General features: G+C 64.1%; 9 protein-coding genes. 3 read left to right on the top strand and 6 right to left on the bottom strand.

From position 1 onward, the window contains the following. Position 1 precedes the first annotated feature (1 nt). On the bottom strand, positions 2-214 hold the full coding sequence (locus DSM104635_RS04070) for a hypothetical protein (RefSeq protein WP_158764974.1): 213 nt from the start codon (positions 212-214) through the stop codon (positions 2-4). Further along, complete coding sequence (locus DSM104635_RS04065; protein ID WP_158764973.1) at positions 214-5,247, bottom strand: alpha-2-macroglobulin family protein; 5,034 nt, start codon at positions 5,245-5,247, stop codon at positions 214-216. Before DSM104635_RS04065 ends, DSM104635_RS04070 begins: the two co-directional genes overlap by 1 nt. A gap of 190 nt (positions 5,248-5,437) precedes the next feature. Here DSM104635_RS04065 and DSM104635_RS04060 point away from each other — a divergent pair, with 190 nt between their 5' ends. Both DSM104635_RS04060 and DSM104635_RS04055 read left to right on the top strand, forming a co-directional pair. Next, the gene (locus tag DSM104635_RS04060) at positions 5,438-7,192 is read left to right on the top strand and encodes a class I adenylate-forming enzyme family protein (protein ID WP_158764972.1); all 1,755 of its coding nucleotides are present in this window, start codon (positions 5,438-5,440) and stop codon (positions 7,190-7,192) included. Positions 7,193-7,258: 66 nt separating this feature from the next. Further along, complete coding sequence (locus DSM104635_RS04055) at positions 7,259-7,504, top strand: DUF2188 domain-containing protein (RefSeq protein WP_158764971.1); 246 nt, start codon at positions 7,259-7,261, stop codon at positions 7,502-7,504. Here DSM104635_RS04055 and DSM104635_RS04050 read toward each other — a convergent pair. Further along, positions 7,501-8,454 carry a proline iminopeptidase-family hydrolase gene (locus tag DSM104635_RS04050; RefSeq protein WP_158764970.1) on the bottom strand — a complete coding sequence of 318 codons (954 nt, stop codon included), beginning with the start codon at positions 8,452-8,454 and terminating at the stop codon, positions 7,501-7,503. The genes DSM104635_RS04055 and DSM104635_RS04050 overlap by 4 nt on opposite strands. Positions 8,455-8,528: 74 nt before the next feature. On the opposite strand from DSM104635_RS04050, the gene DSM104635_RS04045 reads away from it, so the two are divergent. Then, the gene (locus DSM104635_RS04045) at positions 8,529-9,932 is read left to right on the top strand and encodes a pyridoxal phosphate-dependent decarboxylase family protein (RefSeq protein ID WP_158764969.1); all 1,404 of its coding nucleotides are present in this window, start codon (positions 8,529-8,531) and stop codon (positions 9,930-9,932) included. A gap of 4 nt (positions 9,933-9,936) precedes the next feature. Here the strand turns inward: DSM104635_RS04045 and dps are convergent, their stop codons facing one another. From dps to DSM104635_RS04030, 3 genes are all read right to left on the bottom strand, one after another. Beyond that, positions 9,937-10,407: a DNA starvation/stationary phase protection protein Dps gene (dps, locus tag DSM104635_RS04040; RefSeq protein WP_158764968.1), complete on the bottom strand. Its 471-nt coding sequence runs from the start codon at positions 10,405-10,407 to the stop codon at positions 9,937-9,939. Positions 10,408-10,509: 102 nt separating this feature from the next. Then, the gene (locus DSM104635_RS04035; protein WP_158764967.1) at positions 10,510-11,484 is read right to left on the bottom strand and encodes an alpha/beta fold hydrolase; all 975 of its coding nucleotides are present in this window, start codon (positions 11,482-11,484) and stop codon (positions 10,510-10,512) included. Next, positions 11,481-12,761, bottom strand: a complete 1,281-nt coding sequence (locus tag DSM104635_RS04030; protein ID WP_158764966.1) for a hypothetical protein — start codon at positions 12,759-12,761, stop codon at positions 11,481-11,483. The genes DSM104635_RS04035 and DSM104635_RS04030 overlap by 4 nt, the downstream gene beginning before the upstream one ends. Positions 12,762-12,773: the final 12 nt, after the last annotated feature.

The following is a 12,773-nucleotide window of genomic DNA, read 5'->3' as shown; positions in this document are numbered from 1 at the left end:
GTCAGCCTTCTGCCCCTTCACCGACACCCTTGTCGATCGCTTCTAACCAATCGCTCCAAAGGGCCATGTCGAGCGGGCGACCTCTGCGCAACAGCGACATCGATCCAAGCAGAATGGCGATGTCGTCCGACGTCTTGCCTCCGCGCTCCCAGTACGCCTCCAGAAACCGGAACATCGCTTCGTAAGCTTCTTCCTTTGAGAGGCTGTCGTTCATCAACCACCCCGCGGCGCGATGGTGATCGTGCCGGTGCTGGTGCGCGCCATCACGCCCGGACGGTACATGTCCTCCACCTGCGCCGCCGGCAGCGTGTACCGCCCCGGCGACACCGCGCGTGCAATATACGCATAGCGGAACTGCCCGCGCAGGTTAGCCGACGCGACGTAGCGATCGTCGCGCGCTTCGGACACTTGCGTGTCGGTGATCTGGCCAACCCACGAGAACGGCCCATTGCGAATGCTGCCGTCATAGCTTGTTGCGCCCGAACCATCCTCCGGTCTGAGCAGCGTTTCGATCTCCAAGCCCGCAGGCAAGAGATCGACCAGCACCGTCGGATAATTGCGCGCGCCTTCCGGCTGTCCGCTGATCACCACGACGACGCGATCGCCTTGGCGAATGCTGCCGAGATCGGCGGCGGTGCCATCGAGGCGGAACACGTTCTTGTCGATCATGTAGCCCGACTGCATCGCGGGCGGCGCTTCACGCGGCGCGCCGGAGAGCGACAGCGTGCGCCACACCGGCCCGCGCGCCGCGTTGCGGAACACCAAGCCCGCCGCCAATTGCTGCGCACCGACAATGATGCGCCGCTCAGCCAGTGCTTGGCCGTTCATGGTGACGTTCACCGGCCCCGCCTGCTCCATCAGCGCATTCGCCGCGAGCAGCAATTGCACTTGCTCTTGAGTCATCAGCTGATCGGCATCCGGCGCATCGCGCTCAAGGCGTTGCCGCAAGCGATTGACCAGTTCGGTCTCGCCCGCTTCCGCCGCCAGCGCCAACACGCCCGCGAGATCGCGCAGAGGCGTCTGATACCAGTCGCCGACATTGCGATAACCGAGCGCACGCTCTGCCATGCGGAAGGCGTTGCGCGAGCGCGCCCGGTCACCCAGGTGCGCCAGCGCCGCACCAATCTGCGCACGCGCCAGCGGCGAAGGTTCGTTCTGCAAGCGCGCATCATGGAAGTAGCGCACTTGGCCGACATCTGCCTCACCCGCTTTCGCCAGCACGTACAACGCATAAGCCGCAGACCGCGAGCGCAGCAGCTCGGTAGAGTCGTTGGAGCCCGGCCAGCGATAGACTTCGAACTCGTAGTTGACCGAGCCAAAGTCATTGAGCCGAGCCACACGCCGCAGCGCGCCATAGGCTTGCTGCATCGGCTGACGCGGCACGGCGTAACCGGCGCGCTGCGCACGTTGCAGGAAGTCCGTGACGTACGCACCCAACCATGGCGTAGCGTGTCCATCGCCCGCGCTCCAGAGCCCGAACGAACCGTCCGGCGCCTGGCGATCGAGCAATTGCGTCACAGCTTCTTGGATGCGGCGGCGCATGCGCGGATCGGTTTCCCGGCCCGCCTCTGACGCCAGCATGTTGTAGTACAGGAGGGGCATCGCCACAGAAGTGAGCTGTTCCGAGCAGCCGTACGGATAGCGATAGAGGCTATCAATCAGCGGCGCTGGATCGATGCCCGCCAGGTTCGAGTACGAGATCAACGCCTGCGACGAGGGCTGGAAGCGCGCCAACGCATCGGCCGGCGCGCGCCAGCTTTCACCCGCCGCCTGCGGCGCGGTCGTGGTGATCGTGATGGGCAAGTACGGCGCGCGCGACTGAATATCGTACGTTCGCTCCACCGCCGCGAAGCCGGAGGGTCCTTCAAGCCTCAGCGTGATCTGCCCCACGCCAAGCGGCCCGCCCGCGATCGGGATCAGCGCGGTTTGACGCTGGCCTCGGTTCAGGGTGAAGCGACGCGGTTGCCGCGCGATGCGCGCACTGGCGCCGCCGCCGATCGTCACGGTGTAAGCGCCGTTCGGACCTTCGACGTTATCGATGTTGAGCGCGCCTTGCGCTTCGTCACCGGGCGCGAGGAAGCGCGGCAAAATCAGTTCGGCCACGACTGGGTCGCGGACGACGATCTGCTCGGCGTCTTGCCCGAGCGCGGTCTCACTCCAGGCCACCGCCATCAAGAGAAGCGTACCGTTGAAGTCCGGAATATCGACCGGGATCATGGCCCGCCCGCCGCGCACTTCTACGATGTCAGAGATGATCGCCACTGTGCGCGTCGGCACGACAGTGAGGCCCTCGCCGCCAATAGAGTCACCGCCCTGCCGCGCCGTCGCCGGTGCGCCAAGGTTCGGGTTGAGCAAGCGGCCGTAATCGTCGCGCACGTCCACGCCGAGCGCGCGGCGGCCGAAGAAGTAATCGACCGGATTCGGGCTTTCGTAGCGCGTGATGCCAAGGATGCCCTCGTCCACCATGGCGATGGCGACGCGGACGCGCTCGCCGTTCGGCGCATTGCGCACAGTAACTGGCACTTCAATATGCGTGCGCGGCCGCACGTTCTGCAGGCCAGCGCCCGCTTCAACGGTCAGCGTGCGATTGCCCATATCGACCGGCACATACGCGACGCCAACAGCGCGGCGCGGCACCGGCAAGTTCACCGGATCGCGCGGCGTCATCACGGTTACGAGCACGTACGCGCCCGAACCCCACTCCGCCGTCACCGGCAGATCGATGGTCGCGCCATCGCTGCCAACGCGCACGGTGCGCGTTTCGATCACACGGTCGGTCGCCACCACGATCTGCGCTTCGCCCGCATACGGCGGACGGATTTGCACACGCGCACGCGCGCCGGGCCGCACCGGATCGCTCGGCGCAACGACGCTCACCATGTCCGGCGTTTGGTCGTCATCCGCCGGGCCACCCCAGCCGACGCCGAAGCGCGTGGACGTTTCCGTGCCGTTGGCGCGCACGATCAGACGATACGAACCCTCGCGCAGGCCATCCTTCGCAATGCGCAGCGGCTGGCCGCCGCCGACATCAACAGTCGCGCCATCGACGGGAATGTCGCGCCCTGTACGCCGCCAGCGCCATTGGCCGCCGTCGAGATACCAGTCGTAATTCCAATCCTCGCGCACCAGCTGCCATTGCACGCCGCGCTGCGCCACGCGCCGACCGTCGGCGTTGAGCGCAATCAGGTCGTACGCAACGCGCTCGCCCGCGCCCGCGCGCCGGTTTTCGAATTGCGGCGCAAGGCCGAGATACACGTTGTTCAGCCGCACCGGCACGGTGAAGCTCTCACGCACCACGCGCCCGCCCGGATCGGCGACGCTCGCCAACATGCGCGCGCGCAGCGGCAGCGACGTATTCGGCTCGTTCGGCAAACGCAGTTCAAGCTGCGCCGCACCCGTGCCGTCAGTGACGGTGCCGGGGAGTTGGAAGAATTGTTCGTCGAAGCTCTCGTCCGCCTTGCCGAACGAGTACGCCGCGAAATCTGGGAACGGTGTCGGATCGATCATGAGCCGGCCTTCGGCCTCGACCGCAAGGCCGGAGCCCGGTGCGCCGTAGAGGAAGTCCGCCTGCACATTGATCGGCCGCGCTTGGCCGGCGCGCAGCACCGCTTCGCTGGCTTCGATCGCAACACGCAAACGCTGCGGCACGAAATCTTCGACCGACCAGCTCACGCTGCCGGCCGCTGCTTCTTGGCCATCGACCAAAATTTCAGCGCGCCACATGCCGCGCGGCGACGAGCGATCGAGCTGAATGTTCTTCGCGATCGCGCCGCCGTCGACGGCGGCCGTCATGCGAATGCGCCGCGCTTCCGTGCCGTTCGGACGATAGACGACCAACGTCGATTCACGATTGGAGATCGCGCGACCAACCGGATCGCGGATCAAACCAATGAGACGCACGCGTTCGCCCGGTCGATAGATGCCGCGTTCGGTGTAGAGATACGCATCGACATCACCAGGCGCACGCCGTCCGTCGACGCCGCGATCGGAGAGATCGAGCCCGGGCCGTTGCAGATCGAGCGCCGCGAAATCGCCGCCGGCGCCATACGCCATCACATAGCGTGCCCGCGCGGGGCCATCGCCGTTGACCAAAGCCTCAGCGAAATGAACACGCCCATCGCGATCAGTGCGCGTCCGTGCCAGTTCTTCGTTGTTCTCAGCGATCAGCGTCAGCGTGGTGTTCGCCAGCGGCCGCGCGGTGCGCAACGAGCGCACCACGACATCAAGCCCGGTCGCACCCGAGAAGCTCTGCAGCGCCATGTCGGTGTAGAGAATCCAGCGATACGACGACGCGCGGCTTTCATTCTCCGCGTCCGCGCGCTGACCAGCGCTCGGGCTATCGTCGCGCACTTTGACGACGTAAGCGCCCGGCCGCAGCTCATTGAGCGCCGCGCCCAGCGCGAAAACCGTGGTAATCGCGGTGTTTCGGCGACTGCCGACGTCAACGTCGATCGTGCCTTCGTACACTTGCACGCCGACATTCTCGCCGGCGCTGTTGAAGCTCCAATACTCCCAGCCGCCCTCTTCGTTGGTGGCGCCTTGCTCGAGCTGGTACTGCGAAAGAATGCGATCCGGCACGCGCAGCACTTCGACTGCGAGCCGCGACACGTTTACCGTTTCAATCGCGATGCCGTCCGCTTCCGAGCGCGGCAGGATCACGCCGCCGCCGGCAAAGCCCACATAGGCTGGGCGATCGCCGAAGGTGAGCGTGAAGGTTTCGTCGTATTCTGTGCGCTCGCCCGACGCGGAAGGCAGGCCTTCGCGCACCGTCATTTGGCGTTCGGGCTCGAACGGCAAGCCACCCAAGCACAGCAAATTCCCCGACACATCGACTTGGAACGGCGCAACCGGATCAAGCACGAGATAGTCGGCGTAGTTGACCGACGCGTCGGTCGAGAGATTCTGCGAAAATTCCAAGCAGGCGCGCGGCTCGGCTTGATCCATCTCGGCGCGCAAGCGCACGAATGCCATGCCATCGACTTGCGGCAGCCCGGCACGCGGCGCGTTGGCGCTGCGTGCATTCTCACCGGCGCCGATCGAGCCAAGCTGCGCAAAGTTGAGCGCAGGCAAGCCAGTGCCCACGCGCCCCAACACAGCGCCGCCCCACAGGCCGACGAGCAGCGCAATCGAGGTTGAAAGCACCGTCGCGCGGTTCGCGACTGCCCAGTTCCGAGCGGGTGTTACCCAGCTCCAATTCCACTTACGGGGGTCGGCGCGCTCCGCGAGCGCTTTCCAATCGAAGGCCATGTCGCGCGTCTCCCATCCCGCCTGGATAAGCACATGCTTGCCCGAGGCTCGCGCACCTCGCAAGGCACCATTAAATTCCGGCAAAGTTCTGTTCGCCGCTGCTGTTGCAGTGCGCGCAGCGGCGTGTTTCAACAGGCGAAACTAAAAATGACGCTGGCGGCGCCTTTGCCCTCAAGCGCGGGAGGTTCTGATGTCTGACGCGGCCGCCAAGCCCGGCTTTCCAGCCATGTCCATCGCGCAGGCGCACGCTCTGCTGGCGGCGCCCGGCAGCATGCTGGAAGTCGGCGAGGAGACCATTCGAGGCATCCGGACGAAGGTGTGGAAGAACGCGCCGCCGACGTTGCGTCACTTGTTCGACCTCGCCACTGGCTTTGCCCCGCGCGACCACCTCGTCCTCGACGACGAACGCGCCACGGTCGGTCAAACCCGCGCCGCCGGCATCGCCTTCGCCCGCCAGCTGATCGACGACGGCGTCAAGCCGGGCGACCGCGTCGCCATCATCATGCGCAACCTGCCGGAATGGCCGGTGGCGTTTTGGGGCGCGGTGCTGGCCGGGGCGATCGTCACGCCGCTCAACGCCTGGTGGACGGGCGCCGAGTTGGAGTACGGGCTGCAGGATTCCGGCTCGTCGATCCTCATCGTCGATATCGAGCGCTACGAGCGCATCCGCGAGCACCTGCCGAAATGCCCCGACGTACGCAAAGTCTATGTCTCGCGGGCAAAAGAGGAGATCGCGGACCCGCTGGTGACGCGCTGGGAGTCGGCGATCGGTCCGGTCTCCGCCTGGGGCAGCCACGGCGGCGGCGATAAGCCGACAGGCGGCGAAGATCCGTTCCCTCTGCGCCTTCCCGATGACGACGTCGCGATCTTCTACACGTCAGGCACGACGGGCAAACCGAAGGGCGCGGTGATTTCTCACCGCAACATCATCTCCAACATGTTCAACGCCGCCAACGCGCAAGCCCGCGCGTTCCTGCGCCGCGGCGAGGCGCCGCCGGCGCCAGATCCAACACTGCCGCAGAAATCGTTCCTGCTCTCAGTGCCGTTCTTCCACGCCACCGGCTGCTTTGCGCTGATGCTGCCGGCGATGATGGGCGGACACAAAATCGTGCTGCAACGGCGCTGGGACGTCGATCAAGCGCTGGCTCTAATGGAAAAAGAGCGCGTCACCAATTTCGGCGGCGTACCGACCATCGCCTGGCAAGTGCTCGAGCACCCACGCGTCAACGACTATGATCTCTCGTCGGTCGAGGGCGTGTCCTATGGCGGCGCGCCCGCTGCGCCTGAACTGGTCAACCGCATCCTCGCGCGTTTTCCGAAAGCGCTTCCCGGACAAGGCTGGGGCATGACCGAAACGTCGGCAACTGCCGTCTCCAACGGCGCGGAAGACTATCAGCGCAAACCGGCTTCAACCGGCGTTGCGTCAGCGACGGGCGAACTGCGCATCGTCGGCGCCGATGGCAAAGATTTGCCGCCCGGCGAAGTCGGCGAAATTTATTACAAAGGCCCGATTGTTGTGCGCGGCTATTGGAACAAGCCAGACGCCACCGCTGAGACTTTCATCGATGGTTGGATCAAGACCGGCGACCTCGGCAAGATGGACGACGAAGGTTTTCTCTACATCGTCGACCGCGCCAAGGACATGCTGATCCGCGGTGGCGAGAACATCTACTGCGTCGAAGTCGAGAACGCGCTCTACGATCATCCCGCGGTGATGGACGCCGCCGTCATCGGACGCGCCCACAAAACGCTGGGCGAAGAACCGCTCGCGGTCGTGCACTTGAAACCGGGCATGAGTGCAACCAGTGACGAGCTCCGTCACCACGTCGCTCAAAAGCTCGCAGCGTTCAAAGTGCCGGTGGACGTGATCTTCTTGCCCGAGACGTTGCCACGCAACGCCAATGGCAAGATCGTCAAGACTGAGCTGAAGAAGCAATTCGCTTAGACGGAAATTCCACCTGGACTTGAAACGCGGCGCTGACGGCGCAAATGTGCCTGAAGGAGTACGCGCATGACCAAGATCGTCTACGAAGTGATCGAGCACGATGGCGGCTGGGCGTTCAGGCTCGATGGCACTATTTCCGAGACATTCCGCAGTCACGATGCGGCCTATGCGGCCGCCCGGCGTGTCGCCACCGAGCAGATGCGGCCGGGGCAAACCGTCGGCATTTCGTGGGAAGATTCCAAAGGCCGCTGGCACGACGAAATCTCGTCTGGCGACGATCGGCCCGAAGTCGATATTCGCGATGACGCCTAGGCGTCATGCGCCTCGATGAAGGCGCGCACGGCGGCGTTGGTTGCGTCGGGATTGTCGAGCGTTGTGACGTGGCCCGCGCCCGGAATGACAGCCACCTCAGCGTTGGGCGTTTGCGCCGCGAACTGACGCGCGGCGTCCGGTGTGCAGGTGTCGAATTCGCCTGAAAGAAACAGCACCGGCAGTTGCAGGCGCGGCAGGTCTGCTTCGCGCTCATAGCTCTGCAACGAGCCCGAGAACGAAAACTCCGACGGGCCGTTCATTGCTACGTACGTATCGAGCCCCGCCCCAGCGACAGTGCGATCCCAAAGCGCGCGCGTTTCCGGCGTGAGGCTCCGCGTGATGTGTAACGCATAGAACGCCTCGGTGGCCGCCACATAGGCTGGTGAATCGTAAACCTGCGTGCGTTCGGCCTCAACAATCGCGGCCTGATGCTCGGGTGCGATCTCACTGATCATCGGCCGCACGTCGGCGAGATAGCGCCGGGCGCTCATCACCGGGCCGGCCAACGTGACGCTCGCGACGCCTTCCTGGCCTTTTGTCAGCAAATAATCCGTGGCGAGGCAAGTGCCCCAAGATTGTCCGAGAATGTGCAGGCGTGTGAGCCCCAAGCCGTTGCGCACCGCGTGCATCTCTTCAACGAAGCGCGGAATATTCCAAAGCGATGGATCGGTGGGGCGATCCGAACGACCGCATCCGAGCTGATCCCAGAGATAGACGGAGCGCTCGTTACCCAGCGGGGCCAATGTTTCGAGATAATCGCTGGGGAAGCCAGGGCCACCGTGGATCGCGAGCAACGGCGTTTTCGGCCCATCACCGAACCGGCGCCAGACAATCTCACCGCCTGGCACGGCGATGCGGCCTTCGCGCGGCTGTTCCTGCGCAGGCTGCGCGCAGCCCGCCGCCATAGCGGCGCCTGTCAGCAGCGCTCCACGTCGTGTGATCGAGATCATATGCCGCCTCCCCGTCGCGCATGGCGCGCGCGCTGTTGTTGGCCGATAATAGATCAAGCTTCGAGGGATGCGAGATGGAAGATTGGCGGGCGTGGACGGTGAAGGCCGCCGAATGGGGCATGGACTATCGCGCGCGCCTGCGCGAGTTGCCGGTGCGCCCACCCGTGTCGCCCGGCGAGATCGCAGCGCAGATTGCGCAATCTCCTCCGGAAATCGCTGAACCATTCGAGCAAATCTTCGCCGACTTCGAACGCACGATCGCTCCTGGCATGACGCATTGGCAGCATCCGCGCTTCTTCGCGTACTTCCCCTCTAACTCCGCGCCCGCCTCGCTCGTCGCCGAGCATCTCGTAAACGCCATCGGCGCCGTGTGCATGCTATGGCAGACGTCGCCAGCCGCGACGGAGCTTGAGACCAAGGCGATCGATTGGCTGCGCCAAGCGTTCGGTTTGCCGGATGCCTTTAAAGGCTGCATTCAAGATACGGCATCGACCGCAACGCTCGCCGCCGTCCTTGTGATGCGCGAGCGCGCTCTGAACTTCACCGGCAACAGCGCCGGCCTCTCAGCGGCGCCGCGCCTGCGCATCTATTGTTCCGCTGAAGCGCACACCTCGATCGACCGCGCCGTCTGGTTCTCCGGCATCGGCGGCGACAATCTCGTCCGCATCCCGATCAAAGGCCCGCTGCGCGGCGCCGATCCCGACGCGCTACGCGAACTGATCGCCGCTGACATCGCCGCAGACTTCAAACCCGCCGGCATCATCGCCAATGTCGGCGCCACCGGAGTCGGCGCCACCGATCCCGTCGCCGATCTCGCGGCCATCACGCGCGAGCACGACCTCTATCTCCACGTCGACGCCGCCTGGGCCGGCGCCGCTATGATCTGCCCGGAATTTCGCCCGCTCTGGGCGGGCGCAGAGCAGGCGGACTCCATCGTTGTCAATGCGCACAAATGGCTTGGCGCGCAGACACATTGCAGCGCGCATTTCGTGCGCGATCCGGCGTCGCTTGTGCGCACGCTCGCGGCGCGGCCGGATTATTTGCACACACTCGGCCACGACGAAGTGGTGAACTATAGCGAATGGGGCATTCCTCTTGGTCGGCAATTCCGAGCGCTGAAGCTTTGGTTCGTGCTACGTGCTTACGGCCTCGAAGGCCTGCGCACCATGATCCGCAATCACGTCGCCTGGTCCCGCGCGCTCTGCGAAAAGCTGCGCGCGGCGCCGGCATTCGAGATCATCACCGAGCCGATGTATTCGCTGTTTTCATTCCGTTACGCGCCGTCCGGCGCGAGCGATCTTGACGCACTCAATCTGCGCCTCGTCGAAGCCGTCAACGCCGACGGCCGCATCTATCTCACGCAGACGCGCGTCGACGGCGCCGTCGCCATCCGCTTCCAAGTCGGCCAATTCGAGTGCACCGAAGCCGACGTGATGAGCGCGCAAAACGTCATCACGGAGATCGCCGCGCGGCTCTAGCTCATTATAGATGAGCTTCGATGAACCAAAGGTCCTTGTCGGTCTGACGCGAAATCCCGGTGAAGAGATCGGCCGTATCCTTGTCACCAGCTTCATCCGACACATCGATCGCTTCGCGTGCGAGCTTGCCATAAGCGGAAAGCCGCTCGGCCAGTGCTTCGAGATGCTCCTTCTGCGGCATCACTTCCGTCGGATAGGGCTTCAGCTGCGTCTCCTTCACAACGACCTGCGCCGTGCCATGCGCCGAACCGCCAAGCGCCACCGCACGCTCGGCGATGTCATCGGCATACGTATCGACACGCGCCTGGATCTGATCGAACAGCTCGTGCAGCGCAATGAAGCTCGGCCCCTTCACGTTCCAATGCGCTTGCTTGATCGCAAGGCGCAAATCGATCGTGTCGGCGAGCCGCGCGTTCAACAACGCGATCATGGCTTTGCGGGTGTTGTCTGGAAGGTCGTTACGCGTTTTGGACATCGGCAGGCCCTCGGGAGAAATCCAAGGCTAATGTGGTCTCGCGCACCGCGAACGGCAACGCCATTGTCCATTGGTATTGCCCGAAGCCGCCATCGGCCGCTTCTATAGCGTCGCCAGCCAGTCGATCAGAAGGCCCGTCGTCGCCTCCGGCGCTTCCTGCTGGGTCCAGTGCCCAATTTTTGGAATGAGAAGCGTCCCGCGCAGGTCAGACGTATTTTCCGCCATCCGCGCGAACGCCTGCTCGGCGCTGCCGCCGAACATCTTCAGCACCAGATCGGCCTCACCGACGATGAAGAGCGATGGCTGATGCACGATGCGATCCGGGATCGTGCTCATATGCTCCCAGTCGCGGGTGTGATTGCGGTAGCGATTGAGCGGCCCGCGAAAGCCTGAGCCTCCAAACTCGCGCACGTAATAGTCGATGTCGGCCTCGCTAAGCCACGGCGGGAACACGTCCGGATTGGCCAGCCCATCGAGCAGCGCATCGCCGTGCTTCTTGTCCGGCGCACCCCAATAGCCTTGAGAGTCGCCGCTGCCGGTGAAGTAGAGCTTGCGCAAACCGGCGCGCACGTCGGTCTCGAACGCCGCCTCGGCGACACCCTCTTCCTTGAAGTAGCGTTGATAGAAGAATTTGCCCTGATCCTCGTACATCGCCTTGATGATCAGATCGAGCGAGGCAGGCGGCAGCCCAAAGTAAGGCACCGACAACCCGGCCACGGCCCTCACCTGTTTTGGATGCAGCACGGCCGCGTGCCAGACGATCGGCGCGCCCCAATCGTGGCCCATGATCACCGCGGGCTTGCCCGGCGACAACGCATCAATCACGCCGGCGACGTCTGCCGCGATCTCCTTCATCGTGTAGGCTTCCACCGCGTGCGGTTTATCTGACCCCCCATAACCGCGGACATCGATCGCGCACGCAGTGAACCCCGCCGCCGCGAGCGCCTTCATCTGATGGCGCCACGAATACCAACTCTCCGGAAAACCGTGCACCATGACGACCAACGGGCCTTCGCCCATCACCGCCGCGCGGATCTTGATCCCGTTGGTCTCGATAAACCGAAAATCTGGCTTCATTGCATCAAGTCACTCGGCAAAGTCGGCTGGGTCAAGATGCTCTCGTAAGCCTCCCAGCGCGCATTCTGATCGTCGTCACCAACGCGGATGGCGTAGTTGCGCACCACTTCGAGGCCGCTGGAATAGTTGATGATGTAAGAGCGGTAGTGATCGGCGAACTCCAGCGACTTGGCGGCGTTCGCCGGTGCGCTGGCTTCGTAGCGTTGCAGCAATTCGATCGCGCGGGCGCGATCGATCTCGCCATCGAGATACATCGCCGTGATGGTGCGGCCCGCGCCTTCCAGTTCATTCGTGGCAGCGCTGAGCGCGTAATACGCATCCGCCGTCGCCGGATCGAGACCCGCGAGCGGGAACAACACCTCGCGTTCGAACTGCACGCGCTCGTCGCCCGGGAATGCGAGTTCCTCGCCGTAGTTGCCGCCGCCTTCGTTCAGCGGGCCCTGCGGCGAGAACAGCGGCATGATCGAATACTCGACCCAACCATTTTCACGATAGAGCTTCTCGGCGTTGATGCCCTGCACGTGGTGGCCGGGATAGCCTTCATGGCAACCATAGCCGATGGCCGAGCTGATCTTGAGCGGCAGATCGGTGTTGACCTGGATCAGGCTGTGATTGTTGCCCTGATACCAATTGTAGGCGCCCCACGGTTGGTTTGAGACGAACTCCATCTCGAACCGCTCGCCTTCGGGCAGATCGATGTGCTCGGCGGTACGCCGGCGGCATTCGGCAATCGCCGCTTGCATCACAGCTTCGGCGCGATCACGCGGCACGATGTACCGGTTCGAGAATGCGGAAACGCGCTGATAGAGCGGGCCATTGCCCGGCACTAACGCTTCGACGCGCGCCAACGCCGCGTCATACTCTTCCAGCGGACGATTGTCTGGGCGCAACGCAAAGAGCCGCTCGGCTTCATCAGCAAACGGCACGCGCACGCCTTCCATCATATCGAGACGGAAGCGCGCGCTGGAAACATAGGCCGCCAACGTGCGAGCGCGTCGCTGCACGAGTTCATCATTCGCTTGCGTCAGCGCCGTTTCGAGGTCGGCGTGCAACGTGTCTGCTACAGTTTTCAGGTCGGCGATCGAGCGCGGATTGGCCTCGGCTTCGGTCTTCCACTCCGGCGGGCCGAAATAGGCGTCGATATAGCCTTCCTCGTGCGTGCCGATTTCGAGCGACATGCGCACGTAGCGCTCCGCTAGCGGATTGAGATCTGGCTCGGCGCGCTGCGCACACGCGCTCACCGCCAATGCGAACAAGGCCGCCGCAAGAAATCTCATCCCGAACTCCCG

The sequence above is a fragment of the Terricaulis silvestris genome, assembly GCF_009792355.1.
GTDB lineage: Bacteria > Pseudomonadota > Alphaproteobacteria > Caulobacterales > Aquidulcibacteraceae > Vitreimonas > Vitreimonas silvestris.
Note: the sequence above shows the minus strand (reverse complement) of the source record. Positions and strands in the feature narration are given on the sequence as shown.